Raw genomic sequence first — 22,677 nt, forward strand, 5'->3', positions numbered from 1 at the left:
CCAGCCACCCAGAGGTGCCGCCCATGCAGCGCCCGTTGCGCTGGCTGTGGCTGGCCGTGGCGATCATCGTGCTGGACCTCGCCACCAAGTACCCCGCCAGCGCCTGGCTGGAGTACGCCCGGCCGGTGGAGGTGCTGCCGTTCTTCAACCTGACGCTGCTGCACAACTATGGCGCCGCCTTCAGCTTCCTGGCCAATCACCCCGGCTGGCAGCGCTGGTTCTTCGCCGCCATCGCGGTGGGGGCCAGCGTCGGCCTGACCATCTGGCTGACCCGGCTGAAGCGCGACGAGACGCTGCTGGCGTGCTCGCTTGCCGCCATAATCGGCGGCGCCCTGGGCAACCTCTACGACCGCCTGGTGCACGGCTACGTGGTGGACTTCCTCTCCTTCCACGTCGCCGGCTGGTACTACCCGGCCTTCAACGTCGCGGACATCGGCATCACCCTGGGGGCCATCGGCCTGATCTGGGAGTCGGTGTTCGGCGAGAAGCGCCGCGCGCGGCAACGCAATTCCTGATAGAGAGAGCGCAATGAGCGACTACCGCATCGACGAGGGCATGGAAGTGACCCTGCACTTCACCCTCAAGCTGGAAGACGGCACCGTGGTGGACTCCACCCGCGACAAGGCCGCCGCCACCTTCCAGGTGGGCGACGGCAACCTGCCGCCAGGCTTCGAGCACCCCATGAAGGGCATGGCCGCCGGTGAGAGCGCAAGCTTCGAGATCACCCCGGAGCACGCCTTCGGCCAGCACAACCCCCAGAACATCCAGCGCCTGAAGCGCGACGACTTCGGCGACGAGGAGCTGGAGGTAGGCACCGTGATGTCCTTCTCCGACCCCTCCGGCGGCGAGCTGCCCGGGGTGATCAGCGCCATCGACGGCGACATGATCGACGTGGACTTCAACCACCCGCTGGCAGGGCGTACCCTGACCTTCGAGGTGGAAGTGATCGACGTGAAGCGCGCGACGACGCACTGAGGAGGCTTGATGAGCAAGGCGGCCGGAGGTAGCAGCGACTTCGACTCTCCCTGGAAGGAAGCGCTGGAGCACTACTTTCCTCAGTTCCTCCAGCTGCTGATGCCGGAGATGTACCGGGAGATCGATTGGCAGCGACCTCACGAGTTTCTCGACAAGGAGCTGCAGCAGGTCGTGCGTGATACCGAAGCCGGTCGCCGACATGCCGACAAGCTGGTCAAGGTGTATACGCTAGATGGCAGCGAGACCTGGGTGTTGATTCACGTTGAGGTGCAGGGCAGGGCCGATCGACACTTCAATGCCAGGATGTATCGCTACTACTACCGGTTGCAGGACAAGTATCCCCAGCGGCGTATTGCCAGCCTGGCTATTCTCACGGATCAAGGTCGCCACCATGCGCTTGGCCGTCACGAGCAAGGGCTGTGGCAGACCCACCTCTCCTTCAGCTTTCCAGTGGTGGACCTGCAGCAGGTGGGCAATGACCGCAGGGCGCTCGAGAACAGCACCAACCCCTTTGCTGTCGTAGTGATGGCTCAACTGGAAGCACACCGCACCAAGGGTGACGCAGGCGCTCGCCTGGTAACCAAGTTCGCCCTGATGAAGCGCCTGTACCAGCATGGTTTTACGCGTGCGGAGGTGCTGGAGCTGTTGAGGCTGATAGACTGGATGCTGGAGCTGCCGCCCGCGCTGGAGGAGCAGCTGGAGATCCAGATGGCTCGCTTCGAGGAGGAGGTACAGATGGCCTATGTCACATCATTCGAGCGCATCGCGGAAAAACGCGGTATGCAGCAGGGCGCACAGAGCGGGCGTGTGGCGTTGCTGCTCAAGCAGCTGACTCTTAAATTCGGTGAGCTACCAGGGGACATCGAAGCAAGAGTGACTGAAGCCGAGGTGGACGAGCTTGATCGGTGGGGCGAGAGTGTCCTGACCGCCGGCAGCTTGAATGACATCTTCGACTGACTCCGTAGACGCACACCACGGCATCGGGGGAGAAGCTGGAAGCCCAGATGGCTCGCTTCGAGGAGGAAGTGCAAATGCCGTATGTCACATCGTTTGAGCGCATTGCAGCAAAGCGAGGCTTTCAGCGGGGCTTTCAGTTGGGCAGGGTCATTGGCCGTGCCGAAATGTTGTTGAAATTACTAACGGTGAAGTTCGGCGAGCTTCCCCCAGACATAGTGTCGAAGGTGAGCCATTCTGGGCTTGAGGAACAGGAGCTATGGGTCGAACATATCTTGACCGCAGACAGCCTCGACGAAATTTTTGACTGACGCACCAAGGCAATCCTATGCAAGCTAACTCCGTTCAGATCCGGCTGGCCAACCCGCGCGGCTTCTGCGCCGGTGTCGATCGTGCCATCGAGATCGTCAACCGGGCGCTGGATGTCTTCGGGGCGCCCATCTACGTGCGCCACGAGGTGGTCCACAACCGCTTCGTGGTGGACACCCTGCGTGAGCGTGGCGCCATCTTCGTCGAGGAGCTCCATGAGGTGCCCGACGACGTCATCGTGATCTTCTCCGCCCACGGCGTCTCCCGCGCCGTTCAGGAGGAGGCCGAGCGCCGCGGCCTCAAGGTGTTCGACGCCACCTGCCCGCTGGTCACCAAGGTCCACCTGGAGGTGCTGCGCTACGCCCGCCGCGGCCAGGAGTGCGTGCTGATCGGCCACGAGGGCCACCCCGAGGTGGAGGGCACCATGGGGCGCTACGACACCTCCCATGGCGGCGCCATCTACCTGGTGGAGGACGACACGGACGTGGCCAGGCTGGAGGTGAAGGACCCGAGCCGGCTCGCCTTCGTCACCCAGACCACGCTCTCCATGGACGACACCGCCAAGGTGATCGACGCCCTGCGCGCCAAGTTCCCGGAGATCGAGGGGCCGCGCAAGGATGACATCTGCTACGCCACCCAGAACCGCCAGGATGCTGTGCGCGAGCTGGCCGCCGGGGCGGACCTGGTGCTGGTGGTGGGCAGCCCCAACAGCTCCAATTCCAACCGCCTGCGCGAGCTCTCCGAGCGGGTCGGCACCCCTGCCTACCTGATCGACAATGCCGAGCAGATCGACCCCGCCTGGCTGGAAGGGGTGAGCGTGGTGGGCGTCACCGCCGGCGCCAGCGCCCCCGAGGTGCTGGTGCAGGGCGTGATCGCCCGCCTGCAGGCACTGGGCGCCGCCGCCCCGGAGGAGCTCGACGGCCGCGCCGAGACCATCACCTTCTCCATGCCGCGCGAACTGCGCGAGCGGGTGATCGTCAGCGAGTAGTTCTAATTGAGGGAGGGCGGTCTGAATGAAAATGCGACTCACGGATAAGGACGGAGAGGTTAGCGAGCTCACCGACGCCGATGTGAAGCGTATGCGCCCGATGTCGGAGGTCCTTCCCGCGAATCTGCAGCGCACCATCGGCCAGCGTGGCAAGCAGCGCTCGCCGACGAAGGTAAAGACGTCGATCCGTTTATCACCGGAAGTGATTGAACACTTCAAGGCAGAGGGGGAAGGCTGGCAGCGACGCATTGACCAAGCTCTGAAGCAGTACATCAGAGAACATCGCCACGGGTGATCGGTAACGTCGAGCCGAGCAGATCGCCGCCGCCCCCGAGGAGCTCGACGGCCGCGCCGAGACCATCACCTTCTCCATGCCCCGCGAGCTGCGCGAGCGGGTGATCGTCAGCGAGTAGCGCGCCCGAGGCGTGCACCAACGGTAACGCCGCCGTCATGGAAGTGACGGCGGCGTTGCTGTTGATGAGGGAGGCGAAGCGTTCCGGCGGGTGCGGGCATCACACTGAGGTAGCGCCTGGCTCGTACCTCCAGCAGCGGGACTACTGGTGGGAGCCCGGGTTCCCCGGGCGAACACCGCGCAGCGGTGAGGCGCCGCAGGCGCCCGGCAATCACGCCACACGCCTGCTTCCTCGCGTACCAGGCGCTACACTGTAAGCCATCGCTCACCGGCCGGGCATTTTTGCCCTAGCACCCTATCGAAAAGCGCGGCTCTGATACATACTGAAACTGAACGTAACGAACGCAGGAGAGGCGCGGCGTGACCCAACCGAGCACCCGACGCAGGCCCTCGGGCCCCCCAGGCAGCACCCGGCGCAGCGCCGGCTTCACGCTCATCGAATTGATGATTGCGGTAGCCATCATCGGCATTCTGGCGTCGATCGCTATCCCGAGTTATCAGCGGTATGTGGAGCGCTCACGCCTCTCCGATGGTCAGGCGGGACTGATGCAGGCGGCAGGGGAAATGGAGCGTTGTTACACCCAGAATTACTCCTATGAAGAAGACTGTTTGATAACTACCTCTTCGCCGGAAGGCGTTTACACAACAATCGACTTTGATGGTGAGCCGGGTGCAACCTTTACGCTGGAAGCCACAAATGGAACACGTGTGCCAGCGGGCTGTGAGACACTAACACTGAGTAGTGATGGAACGCGTGGCCCGGCGGGATGTTGGTAAGATGATAACGAGAGTGAAAGGCTTTACCCCGCCTTATTCATGAGACCGGCCTGAAAACGAAGATAGCGGATGGTATCCTCTTGAAAATTCAGTGTGTTCCGCCAAGAACCTGATCCAAGGGAGCCATCCGCTATGGGTGAAAGCCTATCCACCTGGACGCCCTCGTGCACGACGGCTCTGTCCGTGTCGAGCTGAGCGGCCACCGCACCACCAGCGACAGCGGCGCTTTGTTGCTGCGTGAAGCCCTCGACAACAGCGGCGTGATTGAGGCGCTCGAAGACAACCTGGTCGATCCGCGTCACCCGCTGCGTATCCGCCACTCCCTGGCCAGTCAGCTACGCACCCTGGTGCTGCAGCGCGCGATGGGCTGGATCGATCTCAGCGATACCGACACGCTGCGCCGTGACCCGCTCTGGCAGTTGGCCTGTAGCGACGCGCGCGGGACGACGCCATTGGCGCAGGACCGGCCGTCTCAAGCCACGCTGTCGCGGCTGCTGACCTGCCTCGGCCGCAACGACAACATCGATGCCGTGCACGAAGGCCTGCTGCGGCTGGTGCTCTGGCGCCTGACCTCGCTGAAGAACGGCGAGCGCCCCAAGCAGCTGACGCTGGACATCGACGGCCTGCCGATCGAGGTCCACGGTCACCAAGGTGGCTCGGCCTACCATGGCCCTTTACGGTACCCGCATCTACTCGCCGCTGGTCGCCTCGCTGGCCGAAACAGGCGACATGGTCGGTGGCCTGCTACGCGAGGGCAACGCCGGCCCGGCTGAGAATGCCGATACATGGATCCCCCATCTGGTGACGCGGCTCAACGAGAGCACTGGCGCCCAGGTTCGGGTGCGCATCGATGCCGGATTCACCGACAACGACACGCTGGAGGCGCTGGAAGAGCGCGACATCGAGTATCTGGGCCGGTTACGCAGCCACAAGGGCCTGCAAAAATTGGCGGCGCCCTACCTGAAGCGGCCCCGCGGCCGACCGCCTGAACAGCCTCGAGAATGGTGCCATGACCTTGAGTACCAAGCCGGTTCCTGGCCGGCACCACGGCGCGTCGTGCTGGTCGTGCAGGAGCGCCCCGATGACCTGCTGCTGCATGCCTTCTTCCTGGTCACCAACCTCAGCAAGTTCGACTGGCCGCCAGAGAAGGTCCTAGCACTCTATCGCAAGCGCGGCAGCGCCGAGGCGCACATGGGCGAAGTGAAGTCGGCGCTCGACGTGCACCTCTCGTCGACCGATCGCGGCGCCTCCACCGTTCAGGACGTGATGGCGCGCAACGAGGTGAGCTTGCTGCTCAGTCTCTACGCCTACCAGGTCCTGCATGGCCTGCGCTGCCTCCTGGAGCGGCAAACCCGACAAGGCTGGAGCCTGAGCCGGATGCGCGAGCAGGTGCTCAAGGTCGCCGCCACGCTGAGGCTGCACGCTCGGCGAATCACCGTTCATCTGGGTGCCGCCGCCGACAAGTGGTGGCCGACGCTGCTGAAGGGGCTACCGAAGCTGACCGCACTGAGCTGACGCTCCTGCGAGACCACCACAGCATCAGAAAGCGAGCGACCGGAGCGGCGGTCGGCGATCACGGCTGCTTGGACGGCCGCCATTGATTCCAAAGAGCTATAAGTAAGTAGGAAAAGGGCTGCGTTCTGGCATTACTCAACAGCCACTCGCGCTGAAGAGGCGAATCCTGATAAGCAATGCCAACAGCCAGTACCTTCAGACCGCTCAATCAGCGCCCTCGTGAATAAGGCGGGTTTACGCTGATTGAGTTGCTGGTCACTCTCGCGGTAGCCACTGTTCTGGCCACCGTGGCGGTGCCGGGATTTCAGTCAATGATGGCAAGAAATCAGCTGGCTAGTGACTTTAATGAGATTCTCTCTGGGCTCAACTATGCTCGTAGTGAAGCGATCAAACGCAGGGACCTGGTAGAGTTCAGTGTTGATGATGGTGGGCCCGGTTGGTCGTATTCGGTGAGCTTAAGTAATGAAGACCTGCTTCGGCAGCGTCAAGCGGGAAATAACAGGGTCAGTGCTACTGAAAGAATTTTGGTGTTTGATCGTCTTGGTCGAATTGATGGTGGCGGTTGTGATGCTGGGGCGTGTGATATTGAAGTGTCAAGAGGCGAGCTGTGCAGGGTGATCACAATCAATAATTTTGGTCGTTCAGGGCGTGGCAATAATGAATGCCAAGAGTAGTAAGATAAAGGGGCGTGGTTTAGGACTCAGGCATCAGTCAGAGAGTGGCTTCACTCTGATTGAAGCAATGATTGCCCTGCTGGTGCTCACCGTCGGGCTGCTGGGCGTGGCCGCAATGCAGCTCAAGGCCCTGCAGGGCGCCCATGCGGCCTACCAGCGCTCCATTGCCTCGCTGGCGGCACAGGATGCCCAGGAGCGGCTGTGGGAAGCAATGGCAGCTGCGGGGAACCGCCAGTGCCCAGACGAGGATGTTGTTAATGGTACAGGCGAGGGTAGCTGGCTTGCCCAGTGGTCACAGTTTCTTCCTGAATTGAATGATACTCCTGTAGAGCCTCGTCCCGGCTGCGAGTTTATTATCACCGTGGCTTGGGATGAGGAAAGGTTTGAGGGAGGTGGAGAAGCGTTCACCTATACGGTCAGGCTGCCGGGGAGCGCTCCATGAAACGTAATAGCGGGTTCTCCCTCGTTGAACTGATGGTGCCCATGGTGATTGGTCTGATCATTATCCTGGGTGCGGGCCAGCTTTTTCTTACGGTATTTCAAACCAATCGTCAGGTGGAGTTGCTAAGCGAAAAGCAGGCGGCGGTCAACTTCGCCGTTGAAGGCTTGCTGCGAGATATTCGGCGTGCTCACTGGAGTGAATTCAATGGTGGGCCCGGAGATGAAGAACTGGTCCTCCAGGTGTCCAATCGAGGCGATATGTCTGATTCTAATTGTGATGTCGTAGAGAAAACATATCGCCTTGCTGAGGCACAGGAACAGCATTTTCTTCAGTTGAAAATTGAGTGCATTGACGGAGGTTCGGGAACTATTGGCCCTGAAGATTTAGTGGGCGGATTTTCCGAAGGTGGTTTTTTGATTGATCCGATTGGTCCGAGCGATAGCTATGGGGTCAGAGTGACGCTAACGCTTATGACCTCTGGTGATGAAAACGACATGCTAGAGTTCGTGGCTGTAAATCGCACGGCAGCGGTGAGTGCCGAGGCTTCAGAAGGGTAGCGAATACAGTGCTTTAGTCATTAATTCGCTATAAAGCGTGGGGTGACATATGAAAACACAGAAAGGCGCCGCCTTGGTTGTCGTACTTTCACTGCTCACTATCTCGCTGATGGTGGGGCTTTCAAGCATACAGTCTTCGCAGATCGATGAGAGGCTGGCGGGAAACTATCGTGCTTCCGCAAATGCTCAGATGGCTGCTGAGTTTGCTGCTTCACAAGGTTACAAACTGAGAGATGACTTGGACGAGCTGTCTTTGAGTTATGTTGATGAACACGGTTTTGAGTGGCAGTACATAGATGTTGAAAAGCTTCCTAAAAATGTTGCTGGTCGCTATCTTCGTATTAGCAAAGAAGCGCTAGAGAGTATTTATGGAAAGGTTGCTGGGAATGGGAGTAGTCATTATATTTTAGCAGAAGGACTGGTTGGTCCTCAATCTGGCGAAGTTGTTAGGACCATTGTTGTTGGCATTCCTGGTGCTGGTGGTGGCTTGGATGCAGTATTTAATTGTTTTGGATTTGGGTGCAATAGAAACAGAGTGAGTGCTGCCGAAGGTGCTCTTGACGGTAATGATCATCCTGTTTCTGGGAATCCTTTTAATTGTCAAGGTAATAGCTGCCGCTACGACCATGATCCTAAGCTAGACAGTGTCGCTGATTATTTTGGTTTGGTTCCTGGGGATGGTAGCTATCCCGAGAAGCGAGCGGCATGGGAGGATGCCATAGGCAAGCTGCCGCCTGCTGTAGTAACATATGATGGTAAAGGAAATAGCAATAGAATGGGCTCTCACGGGACGCGGGAAAACCCAGTTGTTATTGAAGTGACTGGTTCTGTAAGGATTAATGGAGGCACTGCTACGGCCGGTATAATTATAGTGCGTGAAGGGGGGAGTATCGAAAGGGCCAACGGCACTGCTCATCATGAAGGCTTGATAATAGTTGAAGAAGGGGGGCGGTTCAATATTTCGAATGGAACCTTTAATCTTTACGGTGCTGTGTTAAAGCTAAAGCCTGAAGGCTCCCATGGCCATGAGGATGATTTTGATTTGAATGTGGGCGGTAATGCAAGTTTAAATTATAGCAGCGAGGCCCTGAGCAACCTGGTGGGGATTTTTGATATTGAAAGTTTTCTTGGGGGGGGCTCTCCTGATAATGGCATGTCTTGGCGAGAGATCTGACTTGATGAGTTGTCGGGTTGCTAGACTTAGGTCTTTTTAAAAGCTCAGTGGCAGCCGGGAATGATTGGGGTAAGTTAAATAAAGGGCGAGGCGGAGGTGGGTGCTCATCTAGTATTTGATTGAGGCGGCCAATGAGGGACAGACCCCCATTAACTCGCAGACCCTCATTAACTCAGTTGAGTCAACCAGCAGATCACTCTTCCCGCGATTCCGTTAGCGGTCCCCATGGCAGCTGTGCCCTCAGGGTCGGGGAGGAGCAAGAGGGGGATGTGCCTTCCTGCTATGGTGACGGCGAGCCTTCGGGCGGACTGCTGGTTGTCGATGGTGACTTTTACTGGGACGGCTACAACTACTTCGAGGGCGTGATCCTGGTCCGGGGAGAAAACATCGCGTAATCGGGGCCAGACCCCCATTCAAGCTCGCCCATAATCCTGAATGTCACTCCCTTTCCACCTCATCCAGCGGCCCCCAGGTGCCGTCCTTTCGCCAGCCCCGTCTGGCATTCTTGCGCCAGTGCTGGGCCTGCTCGATGGAGGTGCGCAGGTCCTTCTCGGGGTCTTCCAGTTCGTTGACAGGACGGAATACCACCTCTCCCGGAGGTGCCGCATCCTGACGAACGTTGCGACGGATATGCGAGACGTCTTCGCGGCTGACCAGCGCGGGTGGGCCGCCTAGGGGATTGGGCTCTGCCACCAGTGGGCCGTCAAACAGCCAACTACGCTGGGGGACGTAGGAGACTACCCAGCGTCGCCCTTGCCACTGGGCGGTGTCGCCGTTATCGGAAAGTGTGAGGTCTTCGCTCGGGACCACACTGGCCAGCTGGCGGGTGTTGATAACGATGCCGGCACCCATGCGCACGCCGCCATGAAACCGGCCGGCGCGAAGCGCGTCCAGCATCTGCTTACGCTTCTGGCCGGATTCCAGCCTTCCCTCGCCGCAGAGGTGCAGGGTAGCGTCATCGATCTGCTTGATCGCCCAGACACGCACGGGTGTTCTGCCGAACAGCCAGCCAAGCATGGGATGGGTCCTTTTCAGTAAGGGGCGCCTCCTGCGCCAAGGGCCCGTAGCTTAGCACTCGGATGGAGCGGAATCGACGCGCACCCGCCCCATGATATTGACGACAACGCGGGCGCCCTGGTCCAGCCGCCCACAGATCCGGAAGGTGCCGAAGTGCCCGCCGGCCCTACCGAGTGCCCCATAGCGCACCGGCAGGTTGTCGTTGCGGTAGGTGAGGCGCTCGACCCGGCTCTCGCCAAAGGTGCGTAGCAGCACATCGCCGGGCTCTCCTCTGCCCTCGAAGATGGCAAGCGCTGCTCGCCAGGCATCACCCTCCGCATTATTGGCAACCTGGCACTGGGTCATGTCGACGGTGGGGCAGAGCGTTACCTGAGTGCGGCGCGTAATGGCGGCGCTGCGGGTCATGGAGAGTGCCGTCTTCAGGCGGAGTACCTCGCTTGAAACCTCCTGCCGAGCGATCATGCGCAAACAATAGGACACCCACTTACTTGACAGCCCTTCCTGGCTTGTCAAGCGACATCAGAAAGTGACCCCCTGGCGACAGTGAAATCTGACCCCCTTACCTGACGACCTGATCGTGATGGTGGATGGTGTCGGGCTTGATCAGCCCGGCCTTGCGCTTGGCACGCAGTCGGTAACTGTCGCCTCGGATGGTGATGACGTGGCTGTGATGCAGCAGTCGGTCAAGGATCGCCGTGGCGACCACGGCGTCACCGAACACCTCGCCCCACTCGCTGACCGCTCGGTTGCTGGTGACCAACAGGCTGCCGCGCTCATAACGCCGGGTGACCAGCTGGAAGAACAGGTTGGCCGCCCCCGGCTCCAGCGGCAGGTAGCCCAGCTCGTCGATGATCAATAGCTTGGGCTTGGCGAAGTGCCTTAGCCGTTCCTCCAGGTCGCCATTGGCATGGGCCTGGACCAGTTGGGTAATCAGTGCCGTGGCGGTAGTGAACAGCACTGAGTAGCCGGCCTTGACCGCTTCCCGGCCAAGTGCCACAGCGAGATGACTCTTACCCACGCCCGGCGGGCCGAGCAGCAGCAGAGCATCGCCGTTGGCGATCCAGCGTCCGCAGGCCAACTCACGGATCTGACCGGGATCGACGGCAGGCTGGGCGCTGAAGTCGAACCCTTCCAGAGTGCGCAGGAACGGGAAGCGGGCGATGCTCAGGCCCATCTGGATGCGCCGCTGCTCCTTGTGGGCCACCTCCTGCTCGCACAGGTAGGCCAGCGTCTCGCGCAGGGTCAGCTCCCGGCGTGCGGCTTCGTCAAGCAGCGTGTCGAGCCGCTCGCGGATGGCGGTCAGCTTGAGACGCGTCAGCATGGCATCCAGGCGCTCCGTCTCGGGCATCGTCATCACCAGCCACCTCCCACCACGGCTTCGTACTCGGTCAGGTCGCGCTGCAGCACGGCCGGCGGCAAGGTGGCCACGATCTCGCTGGACGCCACGACCTCCTCGGCGTCCGCTTTGGGGGATCGGTAGCCGACGATGCCCTGCAGGTGCTCCGGCAGGCAGCGCACCTGGCGGCGCCCGCCCAGCTCCGGGTGGCGGGCCACTTCACGGCCGGCGTGGTGCACCCGCAGTTCGCCGTCGGTCACGCTGACCTGGACGGGCTCACCGATCAGGCGCCAGGGCACGCTGTAGCGGTTGGTGTCGACCTCCACGGTGGCGTCGCGCTGGACCCGACGGCTCAGCTCTCGTGCCTGCTCGAAGGGCGCCCGGTCGTTGAGCGGCTGCAGGCTGGCCTGTTCGGCGATGAAGCGCACCGCCGGCAGCTCTCCGGTGGTTGCCGTGGACCCGCTGGTCGGCGATCTCGCGCATCCACCAGATCAGGTGGGCCTCCAGCGCCGCCCAGGAGGCAAAGGTGCGGCCGGCGATGGCGTTACGTTTCACATAGCCGACGCCTCGCTCGTCCTTGCCCTTGGTGCGGGCGCGGTACGGCGCACAGGCCACCGGTCGGAACCCCCAGTAGCGGGCAAAGGCCGCCAGCCGCTCGTTGAACACCACCTCGCGGGTCGCCGCGTTGTGGTGATCGACCAGCGCCCGGGCGTTATCCAGCAGTACCTGCTCCGGCACGCCGCCAAAGTGGCGGAAGGCGCCTTCCAGGCCGGCGAACCACGCCGACTGCCGCTCGTGCCGGAAGGCGCGGACGTAGTGGCGGCGGGAGTAGCCCAGGGTGGCGACAAACAGGAAGACCTTGACCGACTCCCCATCGATGGTGATGTGGCGGCTGCCGAAGTCGATCTGGAGCTGCTTGCCGGGCGGAGTCTCGAACCTCACCGTGGCCTTGGCTTCGGCGGCCAGGGCCTGACGGAAGGGCGCGCAGGCGCGTTCCACCGTACGCAGGCTGACCGTGAGGCCGTGTTCGAGCTGCAGGTCTTGCAGGACCACGGCGGCGTTGCCGGCATGCTGCAGGAAGCGGGCCTTCAGCCATTCCTCCAGCCCTTCCAGCGACTTGCTGCGCTGCGGGCTTGCGTAGGGCGCCCAGCCGCCCTGGCGCAGGTAGCGCTTGACGGTGTTCCTGCTGATACCGAGTTCATCGGCGATGCGTTTCGTCCCCCAGCCACAGGCCTTCAGGCGGAGCATGGCGGCGACATCCTCTGGGCTCTGCATCGGTTCCCCTCGTACCTGAGTGTGGGGAACGTTATATCCGGATTTCTTCATGGGCGGACCCTCCTGGTGAACTCACGGAGGGGTCAGTTTTCGGTGTCGCTTGGGGGGCAGTTTTCCATGTCGCCTGACATGGCTGGCTACGTTGAGATAACACCCCACCCATTGGGCACTGCCATGACCCAGCCCCGTGCCGCGCTCGTCTCGCTGGATGCCACGCCCTGGTACCACCTCGTTAACCGCTGTGTGCGCCGGGCCTTCCTCTGTGGCACCGATTCCGTCAGCGGCCAGTGCTATGAGCATCGGCGCGGCTGGATCGCCGACCGCCTGCATCAGCTGGCCGGGGTGTTCGCCATCGACGTGGCCGCCTATGCGGTGATGAGCAATCACTACCACTTGGTGGTGCGGGTGGATGCGCTGCGGGCGGCGGAGTGGTCTGATGACGAGGTGCTGCGGCGCTGGACAGCGCTGTTCACCGGGCCGCTGTTGGTGCAGCGCTATCGTGCCGGAGCGGAACAGCTGCCGGCCGAGAGGGCGGCGGTGACGAAGCTGGCAGCCACATACCGCGAGCGGCTGGCCGATATTTCCTGGTTCATGCGGGTGCTCAACGAGTCCATCGCCCGTCAGGCCAACGCGGAAGACGGCGCGAAGGGTCGCTTCTGGGAAGGGCGTTTCAGGGTTATAAATAGGACACCCACTTACTTGACAGCCCTTCCTGGCTGGCTACGTTGAGATAACACCCCACCCATCGGACACAGCCATGACCCAGCCCCGTGCCGCGCTCGTCTCGCTGGATGCCACGCCCTGGTACCACCTCGTTAACCGCTGTGTGCGCCGGGCCTTCCTGTGTGGCACCGATTCCGTCAGCGGCCAGTGCTATGAGCATCGGCGCGGCTGGATCGCCGACCGCCTGCATCAGTTGGCCGGGGTATTCGCCATCGACGTGGCCGCCTATGCGGTGATGAGCAATAAAATAAATAGGACACCCACTTACTTGACAGCCCTTCCTGGCTGGCTACGTTGAGATAACGAAGAAAATAAAAGAAAATAAAGGACACCCACTTACTTGACAGCCCTTCCGAGCTGGCTACGTTGAGATAACACCCCACCCATTGGGCACTGCCATGACTCAGCCCCGTGCCGCGCTTGTCTCGCTGGATGCCACGCCCTGGTACCACTGAAGTGACCCCCTCCAGAGCTGCACAGGCTATAGTGCAGCGATCAGGAGGATGAGATGAGCAACGGGTAAAATAAAGGACACCCACTTACTTGACAGCCCTTCCTGGCTGGCTACGTTGAGATAACACCCCACCCATTGGGCACTGCCATGACTCAGCCCCGTGCCGCGCTTGTCTCGCTGGATGCCACGCCCTGGGAGTTAAGCTCAAGTCTTGTGTATGGAGGGAAGTAGAGAGGGTGGCGTATCCTGCTGATTGATCACGCCAGATCACAACCAGCATAGGATGGATACGCCATGAGCAATTCTACTCTCCAAGCCGTGACGCAGCCAGACGCCGGCGCTACTGATCCGTTGCATGAGTTGCTGCGCAAAGGGGCCCGAGACCTGATCGCCAAGGCCGTGGAGGCGGAGTTGAGTACGTTCTTGGAGCTATATGCCGACAAGACGCTGGAAGACGGCCGTCGAGCCGTGGTGCGCAACGGCTATCTTCCCGAAACGAACGGTACAGACTGGCATCGGCGACGTTGCGGTCAAGGTCCCCCGGGTCCGTGACCGCAGCGGTGACGGGATCACCTTCAGCAGCGCGCTGCTGCCGCCCTATCTGAAGCGGGCCCGCAGCATTGAGGAGCTGATCCCCTGGCTCTACCTGAAGGGGGTCTCCACCGGCGACTATCAGGAGGCGCTGGCGGCGTTGCTGGGCGACCAGGCCAAGGGACTGTCGGCCAACACCGTGTCTCGCCTCAAGAAGCAGTGGGAGGACGAGCATGCCGACTGGCAAAAGCGTGACCTGGCAGACCAGCGTTACGTCTACTGGTGGGCAGACGGCGTGTACAGCAACGTGCGCTTGGATGACCGTCTGTGTCTGCTGGTGATCATCGGCGTCACCGAGCAGGGCCGCAAGGAGTTGGTCGTCGTCGAGGATGGGCAGCGTGAGTCAGAGGCCAGCTGGAAAGAGCTGCTCACGGGGCTACGCGAGCGCGGGCTGACGACGGCCCCCAAGCTAGCGGTTGGCGACGGCGCCATGGGCTTCTGGGCGGCGTTGAGCAAGGTCTATCCAGAGACCGAGCACCAGCGCTGCTGGGTCCACAAGACTGCCAACGTATTGAATAAACTGCCTAAATCCGTGCAGCCCAAGGTCAAGGCCGACCTCCATGAGATCTGGATGGCCGAGACCCGCGATGAGGCGCACAAGGCTTTCGATCGCACGGTGAAACGCTTCGAGGCCAAGTACCCCAGAGCCATGGAGTGCCTGGCCAAGGATCGGGAGGAGCTGCTGGCGTTCTATGACTACCCGGCAGAACACTGGGTGCATATCCGCACCACCAACCCGATCGAATCGACCTTCGCCACGGTCCGCCTGCGGAGCAAGCGCAGCCGGAACTGCGGCTCCAGAGCGACGACCCTGGCGATGGTCTTCAAGCTGCTTCAGAGCGCCCAGAAGCGCTGGAAGCGGATCAAGGGGTTCAACAAGCTGGAGCTGGTCGTGAACAACGTCCAGTTCAAGGACGGCGAACCCTTGACCGATCAGTCAGACAGGACTGCCGCCTGACCTGCCGTACACAGGATTTGACAATAACTCCGCCCTGGTACCACCTCGTTAACCGCTGCGTGCGCCGGGCCTTCCTGTGTGGCACCGATTCCGTCAGCGGCCAGTGCTATGAGCATCGGCGTGGTTGGATCGCCGACCGCCTGCATCAGTTGGCCTGGGTATTCGCCATCGACGTGGCCGCCTATTCGGTGATGAGCAATCACTACCACTTGGTGGTGAGGGTGGATGCGCTGCGGGCGGCGGAGTCGAATATATAGGACACCCACTTACTTGACAGCCCTTCCTGGCTGGCTACGTTGAAATAACACCCCACCCATTGGGCACTGCCATGACTCAGCCCCGTGCCGCGCTTGTCTCGCTGGACGATAAATATAAAGGACACCCACTTCCTTGACAGCCCTTCCTGGCTGGCTACGTTGAGATAACACCCCACCCATTGGGCACTGCCATGACTCAGCCCCGTGCCGCGCTTGTCTCGCTGGATGCCACGCCCTGGTACCACCTCGTTAACCGCTGTGTGCGCCGGGCCTTCCTGTGTGGCACCGATTCCGTCAGCGGCCAGTGCTATGAGCATCGGCGTGGCTGGATCGCCGACCGCCTGCATCAGTTGGCCGGGGTATTCGCCATCGACGTGGCCGCCTATGCGGTGATGAGCAATCACTACCACTTGGTGGTTCGGGTGGATACGCTGCGGGCGGCGGAGTGGTCTGATGACGAGGTGCTGCGGCGCTGGACAGCGCTGTTCACCGGGCCGCTGTTGGTGCAGCGCTATCGTGCTGGAGCAGAACAGCTGCCGGCCGAGAGGGCGGCGGTGACGAAGCTGGCAGCAACATACCGCGAGCGGCTGGCCGATATTTCCTGGTTCATGCGGGTGCTCAACGAGTCCATCGCCCGTCAGGCCAACGCGGAAGACGGCGCGAAGGGTCGCTTCTGGGAAGGGCGTTTCAAGAGCCAGGCGCTGCTCGACGAGGCAGCGATTCTCAGCGCCATGGCCTATGTCGATTTGAACCCCATCCGCGCCGGCATCGCCGAGACGCCGGAAGGCTCCGCGCATACCTCGGTGGCAGAGCGCCTTGCCGGGCTGATGCCAGAGAGCGAGAGTGAACCCATGTCGGCGGGAGAGGGTGCAGCGGTGCCAACCGCTGCGACAGGCGTACCGGCCTGGTGCGATGCCCTGCCGCTTTCGCCCCTGATGCCTTTCGATGCCACGGCGCAGCTGGCCAATGCCATCCCGTTCGGCTTCGAGGAGTATCTCGAGCTGGTCGAGACCACTGGCCGCTGCCAGCGAGCGGATAAGCGCGGGCTGATCCAGGAGCGGGTGCCGCGGCTACTCGACCGTCTGAATATCGACCCCGAAGCCTTCATCGCCGCCTCCACCTCGCTGCTCAAGCGCTTCGGTAGCGCCGTGGGCACGCCGGCCAGCCTCAGCGCCTGCTGCGCCGCCCGCCAGGCGCGACATCTAAGGGGCATGCGGATGGCGCGGGAGGTGTTCGAGCGGCGGGTGGCTTGACCGGTCTCTAGGGTTAGGGGCGGGGGGAGGTAGGATCCGCACCGCCCACGTCGACCCAATGCGTAAGGTTTGGTAGAGTGTGCGAGTCAGTATCCAGATTCGATTCTTGTTCCCCGGCGGCTTTATCAGTCATGAGAGATTTGGTTGATGAGATAGCTGCACTTTTCTCCCACCATGGCCTGGCTTTTTTGGATGGTGCATGTCGTGTAAGACACCTTCCAATTGCATTTTTCGGAAGGACTTGGTGATGTCCCATAAAGAACACGCGGCGACTTGCTGGATCGTTGCCGGCCCGAATGGGGCTGGCAAGACAACCTTTGCGCTAAACTATCTGCCGCAGGTGGCTAACTGCTCGCGTTTTATCAATGCCGACCTGATTGCCGCAGGCCTCTCGCCTCTTGCTCCAGAGAGAGAGCTCCTGGCGGCTAGCCGTATCTTCCTGAGAGAAATTGAAGAAGCGATTAGTGACCAGGAAGACTTTGCCTTTGAAACGACTCTGTCCGGACGGGGGTACTCTATGCTAGTCAAGCGCCTCCTGTCTGAAAACTGGAAGGTTGAGCTTGTCTATCTGGCTTTGCCAACAGTCGAAATGTCGCGATTACGTGTTGCTGAACGAGTCTCTCATGGCGGTCACCATATTCCGCTCAAAGATATCCAGCGCCGATTTCCTCGTAGTCTGCATAATCTTCTGACGCTTTATGCGCCCTTGGTCAGCCATGCTCGCTGCTTCATGAATGACGGTGGCACGCCGGAACCCGTATTCGAACAGCATGGGCCAGATCGACAGATTCTCAATGACTCGCTATTCGAGATGCTTTCCAAGGAGTCCCGACTATGAATCAACTTTCCCCTGATACCCAGACAATGTTGGATAGCCTGCGTGCAGCTGTGGCCGAGACCCTCGAGCGCAAGCGTCGTCTTGGCCACTATGCCGTCATCTGGCAGGACGGCAAGCCGGTACTGGTTGGTGAGGATGCCCCTGAGCAGCCTTACCAACAGCCCTCAAACGATCAGAAATCGAAGGGCTGATCAGGCAGGCTCGTCGAGTGGGCCAATGATGGGTAGACCTTCATTTCCCATAGCCTGAAGCATCACCTAGCGGCCGGCAGAGATGCCGGCCGCTGGCGTGTTGGGGGCCGCTCAGGCTTTCGCCACCCAGAACCACCATACGATCAGCCCGATCAGCCCCAGCCCTGTCAGATTCACGATAACGCTCATGAGGTCACCTCCTTCTGGCTCTGCTCCGCAGGGCCTTTTTCGTTGTGGGGCTTGAACAGGCGCAGGCGGTTGGCGTTGCTCACCACCGTGATGGAGGAGAGCGACATGGCAGCCCCCGCGATCATTGGCGAGAGCAGCATCCCGGTGAAGGGGTAGAGCACCCCCGCGGCGATGGGAATGCACAGGGTGTTGTAGCCGAAGGCGCCCACCAGGTTCTGCTTGATGTTGGAGAGCGTCGCCCGGCTGATCTCGATGGCCGAGGCCACCCCGTGCAGCGAGCCGCGCATCAGGGTGATGCCGGCGCTCTCGATGGCCACGTCGGTGCCCTGGCCGATGGCGAAGCCCACGTCGGCCCGGGCCAGCGCCGGGGCGTCGTTGATGCCGTCGCCCACCATGCCGACGGTCTCGCCGGCCGCCTGCAGCCGCTCGATCTCGGCGTGCTTGTCCTCGGGCAAGAGGCCCGCGCGGAACTCGTCGATGCCCACCTCCCGGGCGATGGCGGCGGCGGTGTGCTCGTTGTCGCCGGTCAGCATCACCACCTTGAGGCCGTCGGCCTGCAGGCGCTTGATGGCCGCGATGGTGTCATGGCGCAGCGGGTCGCTGATACCGAAGAGTGCGGCCAGCCTGCCATTCACCGCGAGGTAGACCACGGTGCGCGCCTTCTCCTCCAGCTCGCCGGCCTTCTCCCTGCCGCCGGCCAGGTCGACCCCGGCCTCTTCCAGCAGGCGGGCGTTGCCCAGCAGCAGCGGCTTGCCCTCAAGCGTCTCGGCCTTTACGCCGCCGCCGGTCACGCTCTCGAAGTGGCGGATCTCGGCGGGCGTTGCGCCGGCCTCTTCCGCCTGTTCCTCGCAGTAGGCGAGCAGGGCCGCGGCCAGGGGATGCTCGGAGCCGCGCTCCAGGGCCGCCACCAGTGCGAGCACCTGCGGCTCTTCTCCTTCAAGGATCTCGGCCTCGGTCACGCTGGGCCGGCCCTCGGTGAGGGTGCCGGTCTTGTCCACCACCAGGGTGGTGAGCTTGCTGGCGATCTGCAGCGCCTCGCCGCTTCTTACCAGCACGCCGTGCTCGGCGGCCTTGCCGACCCCGATCATGGTGGAGATCGGCGTGGCCAGGCCCAGGGCGCAGGGGCAGGCGATGATCAGCACCGTGGTGGCGGTCACAAGCATATGGATCACCCGCGGCTCGGCGCCGAAGTTGAACCAGGCAAGGGCGGTGAGCACGGCGATGATCATCACCGTGGGCACGAAGATGCTGGAGACCTTGTCGGCCAGCTCGCCGATGGGCGGGCGGGAGTTCTGGGCGCTGGCCACCTGCTCGGTGATCCGGCCGAGCTTGGTGTCGGCGCCGACGCGGGTCGCCCGGTAGACCAGCGAGCCCTTGCCGTTCACGGTGCCGGCGCTGACCTCGTCGCCGGCGGCCTTGGCCACCGGCAGCGGCTCGCCGGTGAGCATGGACTCATCGATATGGCTCTGCCCCTCGGTCACCTCGCCGTCCACCGGCAGGCGCTCGCCGGGGCGCACGCGGATATGGTCGCCCTCGCGCACCTCGTCGATGTCGAGCTCGCGCTCCTCACCGTCGCGGATCACCCGGGCGGTGCGGCTCTGCAGGTCGAGCAGGCGCTTGAGGGCGTCGCTGGTGCGGCCCCGGGCGCGCAGCTCCAGGGCGTTGCCCAGCAGCACCAGGCCGATGATCATCGCCGAGGCCTCGAAGTAGATGCCGTGGGCCACCGCGGGCAGCCAGGGGGCGAAGGCCACCACCGCCATGGAGTAGACCCAGGCGGTACCGGTGCCCATGGCGATCAGGGTGTCCATGTTGGCCTGGTGGTGCTTGAGGTTCTTCCAGGCGTTGACGAAGAAGTGGCGGCCGGGGCCGGCCAGCACGGCCAGCGTCAGGAGGCCGATCACCAGCCAGAAGAGCCGGCCCATGCCCACCGGGTGGGGGTGGTAGACGAACATGCTGGCCATCAGCGGCACCGCCAGCGCCAGGGACCAGGCGCTGCCCTTGAGGCGCTGGCGATAGTGCTGGGCGTCCTTCTCGGCGCGCGCCTCCTCGGCCTGGCGCAGGTCGAGGATCGGCTCGGCCTCGTAGCCGGCCGCCTCCACGGCGCCAATCAGCTCGGCCTCGCTCACGCTGCCGCGCACCTGGGCGGTGCGGGTGCCGAAGTTGACCTCCGCGCTGACCACGCCCGGCGTGCGTGCCAGCGCCTTCTGCACGCTGGCCACGCAGCTGGCGCAGGTCATGCCGCCGATGGAGAGCCGCCGGGTGGTGGCGCGCTCGTCGCGAGCCGATGAGGCCGGCGCGGGTGTCGTCTGTTCTGTGGTCTTGATCTGGGTCTTGGGTTCGGGTTCGGGCTCGGTCGCGGGACGCTCTTTCTCGCCCGGGGCCGCCTCGAGCTCGCCGGGCGGATAGCCGGCCTCCACCAGCGCCTGGTCCAGGGCCTCGCCGTTCAGCAGCGTGGTGACTTCCAGGCGCTTCTCGGCCGGCGTGCCGACCACCTCGGCCTCGGGGTCCCGGGCCTGGATTGCCTCGCGCATGCGCTTCACGCAGCCCTGGCAGCTCATGCCGGGCACGATACGTTCGAGTGGGGGGCGAGCGTTCACGGGGTCTCCTCGCTGGATGTGGCGCCGGTAGGCGCGCGGGGGGCGTCGCCGCGCTGCTGGTTTTTGCGCAGGTTGTCACGCAGGGGCTCGGGGAAGCTTTCGATCAGCCGGCAGAGGCTGTGGCCGTCCGGGGTGCCGTCGGGCATCTCGGCCCAGGTCTCGAGTGCCTGTTCCATGCGGGCGGCCAGCGCCTGCAGCTCCTCGATGCGGGCGCGGATCTCCGGCAGCCGGCTGGCCAGCAGGTCGCGGACCATGGGACAGGGGGAATCGCCCTGGTCGGCGTGGGCAAGGATCTCGCGGATCTCCGCCACGCCGAAGCCCAGGTTGCGGGCGCGATGAATGAAGCGCAGGCGCTCCAGGTCACCTCGCTCGAAGAGCTGGTAGCCGTTGTCGGGGTGGCGCCGGGGTTCCAGCAGCCCCTCGCGCACGTAGTGACGGACGGTCTCGGCGGTGACGCCGGCGGCCCTGGCCAGTTCGCTGACTTTCATGATGACGGTGCCTCTCAGGTCCCGATCTGGTTCTGGTTGCGGATAACCTGAGTGTAAAACCTATGTGTTACCCAAGGGTCAAGGCGAGCGTGGGAGAAGGCCATGGCGGTTCCGGCACAGCGAAGTGGTGTTGGCTAACTCACTGAAAGTTCGATCAATCAAACAGCTGTGCGACCAAAGTATTAGCAATTACGGCATTAAAACGAGCGTTTGGGGTTGAAACGACCGTTGGGTTGCGCGAAAAGGGGAGGGCACGCGCCTGTCTCCGCCGAGAGCACACGCCAGTATCAGCGTGAATAACAGAACCCCAAGGGATGGATCACATGAAGAACAAGTTCAATCGCCTCTCCCTGGCCGTGGCCATCGCCGCCGCCGCCTTTGCCAGCCAGGCCCATGCGGGCGGCTACCAGATCAACGAGCAGAGCGTCAGCGGCCAGGGCTATGGCCACGCCGGCCGCAGCTCCAACGTCAACGACGCCTCCATCGTCTTCGGCAACCCGGCCGGCATGTCGTTCCTGGACCGCGCCCAGGTGACCGCGGGCGGGACCTATCTGAACGTCAATAGTGATATCAAGAACGTGCAAGCTCAGCGTACGCTGGATGCGGGAGTTGCTCAGGGTGGAGCTCCCATGGGGGTACAGGTGCCCATCGGTGACATTCCCGGTGGTAATGAAGGCGACATGGTGCCTGGGACTCTAGTGCCCTTTGCCTTCTATGCGCAGCCGGTCAATGAGCGGCTGGCCTTCGGTTTTGGCGTCTATGCTCCCTTCGGCGCCAAGACCGACTACGAGAACGATTTCCAGGGGCGCTATTTCGGTGATTACACCGAGGTGACGGTCATTAGCGCCCAGCCGACGGTCTCCTATCGCTTCAATGACCAGTGGGCGGTGGGTGTCGGCATCACCTACAACAGGGTGGATGGTGAGCTTCGCAGACAGCTGCCGACCGATCCGAGCTTCAACCCCGCCGGGGATATCGATTCGCGGGTCGAGAGTGACGACGACGGTTGGGGCTACAACATCGGTGTCATCTATCAGCCGGTTCCCGAGACGACGCTGGGCCTGACCTATCGCTCCAAGGTGGACTACACCTTGACGGGTGACTTCCGCGCTTATGATCCCGCGGGCAATGTGGTCCTCGCCGATGATGCCAGCCTGGACCTGACTACACCCGAGACCGTCAACTTCTCCATCACTCAAGAGATGACCGATCGCCTGAAGCTGATGGCGGGGGCCTCCTGGGTGCGCTGGAGCCGCTTCGACCAGATCCTGGTAACGGGCAGCCAGGGCGACACCATCACCCAGGAAATCCAGGACTACTCCAACGCCTGGGCCTACTCGCTGGGCGGTGAGTATCAGCTGAACCCGCAGCTGGCGCTGCGTGCCGGTATCACCCTGGACTTCACTCCGACCAATAATGATCGCCGTAGCGTGCGTATCCCCTCAGATGACCGTCGGATCTTCTCCATCGGTGCAGGCTGGAGTCCGACCGACGACCTCACCCTGGACTTCGCCTACTCCTACCTGACCGAACGCGGGACAAGCGTTAGCCAGGAGCGTGAAGACCTGCTGGCCAGCGAGGCAACGGGCGGCGTGCCGGTCGGTGGGGCCACCTACTCCGCCGACTACAAGAACGAGGCCCATGGCTTCGGCGCCCAGCTGACCTACCGCTTCTGAGCGGCAGCCCGCCAGGTGTGCCCAGGAAACCCGGCCTCGGCCGGGTTTCCCGCATCT

The 22,677-nt window shown here is 62.4% G+C and carries 22 protein-coding genes and 4 pseudogenes; 20 read left to right on the forward strand and 6 right to left on the reverse strand.

The window, feature by feature from the left end; all coding sequences use genetic code 11:
- Positions 1-23 precede the first annotated feature (23 nt).
- The 12 genes and pseudogenes from lspA (at position 24) to B6N23_RS11930 (ending at position 8,777) form a co-directional block, all read left to right on the forward strand.
- Complete coding sequence (gene lspA / locus B6N23_RS11875; RefSeq protein WP_305499151.1) at positions 24-515, forward strand: signal peptidase II; 492 nt, start codon at positions 24-26, stop codon at positions 513-515.
- A gap of 13 nt (positions 516-528) precedes the next feature.
- Positions 529-975, forward strand: a complete 447-nt coding sequence (gene fkpB / locus B6N23_RS11880; RefSeq protein ID WP_305499154.1) for an FKBP-type peptidyl-prolyl cis-trans isomerase — start codon at positions 529-531, stop codon at positions 973-975.
- Between the two features lie 9 nt (positions 976-984).
- Positions 985-1,932: a DUF4351 domain-containing protein gene (locus B6N23_RS11885; RefSeq protein WP_305499156.1), complete on the forward strand. Its 948-nt coding sequence runs from the start codon at positions 985-987 to the stop codon at positions 1,930-1,932.
- A gap of 47 nt (positions 1,933-1,979) precedes the next feature.
- Entirely contained in the window at positions 1,980-2,240 is a 261-nt protein-coding gene (locus B6N23_RS11890) for a hypothetical protein (RefSeq protein WP_305499158.1), read from the forward strand.
- A gap of 17 nt (positions 2,241-2,257) precedes the next feature.
- Complete coding sequence (ispH, locus tag B6N23_RS11895) at positions 2,258-3,226, forward strand: 4-hydroxy-3-methylbut-2-enyl diphosphate reductase (protein ID WP_305499161.1); 969 nt, start codon at positions 2,258-2,260, stop codon at positions 3,224-3,226.
- Positions 3,227-3,251: 25 nt separating this feature from the next.
- Entirely contained in the window at positions 3,252-3,521 is a 270-nt protein-coding gene (locus B6N23_RS11900) for a BrnA antitoxin family protein (protein ID WP_305499164.1), read from the forward strand.
- 477 nt (positions 3,522-3,998) lie between these two features.
- Positions 3,999-4,415: a type IV pilin protein gene (locus B6N23_RS11905; protein ID WP_305499166.1), complete on the forward strand. Its 417-nt coding sequence runs from the start codon at positions 3,999-4,001 to the stop codon at positions 4,413-4,415.
- Between the two features lie 93 nt (positions 4,416-4,508).
- Positions 4,509-5,930 (forward strand): annotated as a pseudogene (locus B6N23_RS11910) (IS1380 family transposase).
- Between the two features lie 248 nt (positions 5,931-6,178).
- Entirely contained in the window at positions 6,179-6,604 is a 426-nt protein-coding gene (locus tag B6N23_RS11915) for a GspH/FimT family pseudopilin (RefSeq protein ID WP_305499168.1), read from the forward strand.
- Positions 6,588-7,046 (forward strand): type IV pilus modification protein PilV, encoded by a 459-nt coding sequence (gene pilV, locus B6N23_RS11920; RefSeq protein WP_305499170.1) that lies wholly within the window; start codon positions 6,588-6,590, stop codon positions 7,044-7,046. The genes B6N23_RS11915 and pilV overlap by 17 nt, the downstream gene beginning before the upstream one ends.
- Positions 7,043-7,603 (forward strand): PilW family protein, encoded by a 561-nt coding sequence (locus B6N23_RS11925; protein WP_305499172.1) that lies wholly within the window; start codon positions 7,043-7,045, stop codon positions 7,601-7,603. Before pilV ends, B6N23_RS11925 begins: the two co-directional genes overlap by 4 nt.
- A 49-nt stretch (positions 7,604-7,652) precedes the next feature.
- Positions 7,653-8,777: a pilus assembly PilX family protein gene (locus tag B6N23_RS11930; RefSeq protein ID WP_305499173.1), complete on the forward strand. Its 1,125-nt coding sequence runs from the start codon at positions 7,653-7,655 to the stop codon at positions 8,775-8,777.
- A gap of 438 nt (positions 8,778-9,215) precedes the next feature.
- Here the strand turns inward: B6N23_RS11930 and B6N23_RS11935 are convergent, their stop codons facing one another.
- The 4 genes and pseudogenes from B6N23_RS11935 to istA all read right to left on the reverse strand — a co-directional run bounded on the left by B6N23_RS11935 (position 9,216) and on the right by istA (position 12,456).
- The gene (locus tag B6N23_RS11935; protein WP_305499174.1) at positions 9,216-9,794 is read right to left on the reverse strand and encodes a hypothetical protein; all 579 of its coding nucleotides are present in this window, start codon (positions 9,792-9,794) and stop codon (positions 9,216-9,218) included.
- A gap of 51 nt (positions 9,795-9,845) precedes the next feature.
- Positions 9,846-10,256 carry a GspH/FimT family protein gene (locus tag B6N23_RS11940; protein ID WP_379687610.1) on the reverse strand — a complete coding sequence of 137 codons (411 nt, stop codon included), beginning with the start codon at positions 10,254-10,256 and terminating at the stop codon, positions 9,846-9,848.
- Positions 10,257-10,353: 97 nt separating this feature from the next.
- Positions 10,354-11,148 (reverse strand): IS21-like element helper ATPase IstB, encoded by a 795-nt coding sequence (istB, locus tag B6N23_RS11945; protein WP_305499182.1) that lies wholly within the window; start codon positions 11,146-11,148, stop codon positions 10,354-10,356.
- Positions 11,148-12,456, reverse strand: a pseudogene (istA, locus tag B6N23_RS11950) (IS21 family transposase). The gene istB and the pseudogene istA overlap by 1 nt, the downstream one beginning before the upstream one ends.
- A gap of 123 nt (positions 12,457-12,579) precedes the next feature.
- Between istA and B6N23_RS11955 the strand changes: the two are divergent.
- The 7 genes and pseudogenes from B6N23_RS11955 (at position 12,580) to B6N23_RS11985 (ending at position 17,670) form a co-directional block, all read left to right on the forward strand.
- A complete protein-coding gene (locus tag B6N23_RS11955; protein WP_305499184.1) occupies positions 12,580-13,134 on the forward strand; it encodes a transposase in 555 nt (184 codons plus the stop codon).
- Positions 13,135-13,162: 28 nt separating this feature from the next.
- Positions 13,163-13,372: pseudogene (locus B6N23_RS11960) on the forward strand (hypothetical protein); the annotation flags it as partial.
- 504 nt (positions 13,373-13,876) lie between these two features.
- Positions 13,877-15,131: pseudogene (locus B6N23_RS11965) on the forward strand (IS256 family transposase).
- A gap of 17 nt (positions 15,132-15,148) precedes the next feature.
- Complete coding sequence (locus B6N23_RS11970) at positions 15,149-15,388, forward strand: hypothetical protein (RefSeq protein ID WP_369424590.1); 240 nt, start codon at positions 15,149-15,151, stop codon at positions 15,386-15,388.
- A gap of 191 nt (positions 15,389-15,579) precedes the next feature.
- Positions 15,580-16,641 (forward strand): transposase, encoded by a 1,062-nt coding sequence (locus tag B6N23_RS11975; protein WP_305499187.1) that lies wholly within the window; start codon positions 15,580-15,582, stop codon positions 16,639-16,641.
- Between the two features lie 247 nt (positions 16,642-16,888).
- Positions 16,889-17,479, forward strand: coding sequence for an ATPase (locus B6N23_RS11980; protein WP_302139631.1), 591 nt, complete (start codon positions 16,889-16,891; stop codon positions 17,477-17,479).
- Positions 17,476-17,670, forward strand: a complete 195-nt coding sequence (locus tag B6N23_RS11985) for a hypothetical protein (RefSeq protein ID WP_169959366.1) — start codon at positions 17,476-17,478, stop codon at positions 17,668-17,670. Before B6N23_RS11980 ends, B6N23_RS11985 begins: the two co-directional genes overlap by 4 nt.
- A gap of 185 nt (positions 17,671-17,855) precedes the next feature.
- On the opposite strand, the gene B6N23_RS11990 is transcribed toward B6N23_RS11985, so the two are convergent.
- Positions 17,856-20,417, reverse strand: coding sequence for a heavy metal translocating P-type ATPase (locus B6N23_RS11990; protein WP_305503791.1), 2,562 nt, complete (start codon positions 20,415-20,417; stop codon positions 17,856-17,858).
- A gap of 35 nt (positions 20,418-20,452) precedes the next feature.
- The gene (locus B6N23_RS11995) at positions 20,453-20,944 is read right to left on the reverse strand and encodes a MerR family transcriptional regulator (RefSeq protein ID WP_110070883.1); all 492 of its coding nucleotides are present in this window, start codon (positions 20,942-20,944) and stop codon (positions 20,453-20,455) included.
- A gap of 323 nt (positions 20,945-21,267) precedes the next feature.
- Between B6N23_RS11995 and B6N23_RS12000 the strand changes: the two genes are divergently transcribed.
- Complete coding sequence (locus B6N23_RS12000; protein WP_305499192.1) at positions 21,268-22,620, forward strand: OmpP1/FadL family transporter; 1,353 nt, start codon at positions 21,268-21,270, stop codon at positions 22,618-22,620.
- Positions 22,621-22,677: the final 57 nt, after the last annotated feature.

Origin of the sequence: Halomonas alkalicola, assembly GCF_030704205.1 — a bacterium.
Taxonomy (GTDB): Bacteria; Pseudomonadota; Gammaproteobacteria; order Pseudomonadales; family Halomonadaceae; genus Halomonas; species Halomonas alkalicola.

What these genes read in the sequence shown, in the direction of transcription:
- B6N23_RS11925 (WP_305499172.1), top strand. Translation starts at nt 7,043, where the DNA reads ATGAAACGTAATAGCGGGTTCTCCCTCGTTGAACTGATGGTGCCCATG.
- B6N23_RS11980 (WP_302139631.1), top strand. Translation starts at nt 16,889, where the DNA reads ATGTCCCATAAAGAACACGCGGCGACTTGCTGGATCGTTGCCGGCCCG.
- B6N23_RS11900 (WP_305499164.1), top strand. Translation starts at nt 3,252, where the DNA reads ATGAAAATGCGACTCACGGATAAGGACGGAGAGGTTAGCGAGCTCACC.
- lspA (WP_305499151.1), top strand. Translation starts at nt 24, where the DNA reads ATGCAGCGCCCGTTGCGCTGGCTGTGGCTGGCCGTGGCGATCATCGTG.
- B6N23_RS11985 (WP_169959366.1), top strand. Translation starts at nt 17,476, where the DNA reads ATGAATCAACTTTCCCCTGATACCCAGACAATGTTGGATAGCCTGCGT.
- B6N23_RS11885 (WP_305499156.1), top strand. Translation starts at nt 985, where the DNA reads ATGAGCAAGGCGGCCGGAGGTAGCAGCGACTTCGACTCTCCCTGGAAG.
- B6N23_RS11990 (WP_305503791.1), bottom strand. Translation starts at nt 20,417, where the DNA reads ATGAGCTGCCAGGGCTGCGTGAAGCGCATGCGCGAGGCAATCCAGGCC.
- pilV (WP_305499170.1), top strand. Translation starts at nt 6,588, where the DNA reads ATGAATGCCAAGAGTAGTAAGATAAAGGGGCGTGGTTTAGGACTCAGG.
- B6N23_RS11890 (WP_305499158.1), top strand. Translation starts at nt 1,980, where the DNA reads ATGGCTCGCTTCGAGGAGGAAGTGCAAATGCCGTATGTCACATCGTTT.
- istB (WP_305499182.1), bottom strand. Translation starts at nt 11,148, where the DNA reads ATGACGATGCCCGAGACGGAGCGCCTGGATGCCATGCTGACGCGTCTC.
- fkpB (WP_305499154.1), top strand. Translation starts at nt 529, where the DNA reads ATGAGCGACTACCGCATCGACGAGGGCATGGAAGTGACCCTGCACTTC.
- ispH (WP_305499161.1), top strand. Translation starts at nt 2,258, where the DNA reads ATGCAAGCTAACTCCGTTCAGATCCGGCTGGCCAACCCGCGCGGCTTC.
- B6N23_RS12000 (WP_305499192.1), top strand. Translation starts at nt 21,268, where the DNA reads ATGAAGAACAAGTTCAATCGCCTCTCCCTGGCCGTGGCCATCGCCGCC.
- B6N23_RS11935 (WP_305499174.1), bottom strand. Translation starts at nt 9,794, where the DNA reads ATGCTTGGCTGGCTGTTCGGCAGAACACCCGTGCGTGTCTGGGCGATC.
- B6N23_RS11930 (WP_305499173.1), top strand. Translation starts at nt 7,653, where the DNA reads ATGAAAACACAGAAAGGCGCCGCCTTGGTTGTCGTACTTTCACTGCTC.
- B6N23_RS11975 (WP_305499187.1), top strand. Translation starts at nt 15,580, where the DNA reads ATGACTCAGCCCCGTGCCGCGCTTGTCTCGCTGGATGCCACGCCCTGG.
- B6N23_RS11955 (WP_305499184.1), top strand. Translation starts at nt 12,580, where the DNA reads ATGACCCAGCCCCGTGCCGCGCTCGTCTCGCTGGATGCCACGCCCTGG.
- B6N23_RS11940 (WP_379687610.1), bottom strand. Translation starts at nt 10,256, where the DNA reads ATGATCGCTCGGCAGGAGGTTTCAAGCGAGGTACTCCGCCTGAAGACG.
- B6N23_RS11995 (WP_110070883.1), bottom strand. Translation starts at nt 20,944, where the DNA reads ATGAAAGTCAGCGAACTGGCCAGGGCCGCCGGCGTCACCGCCGAGACC.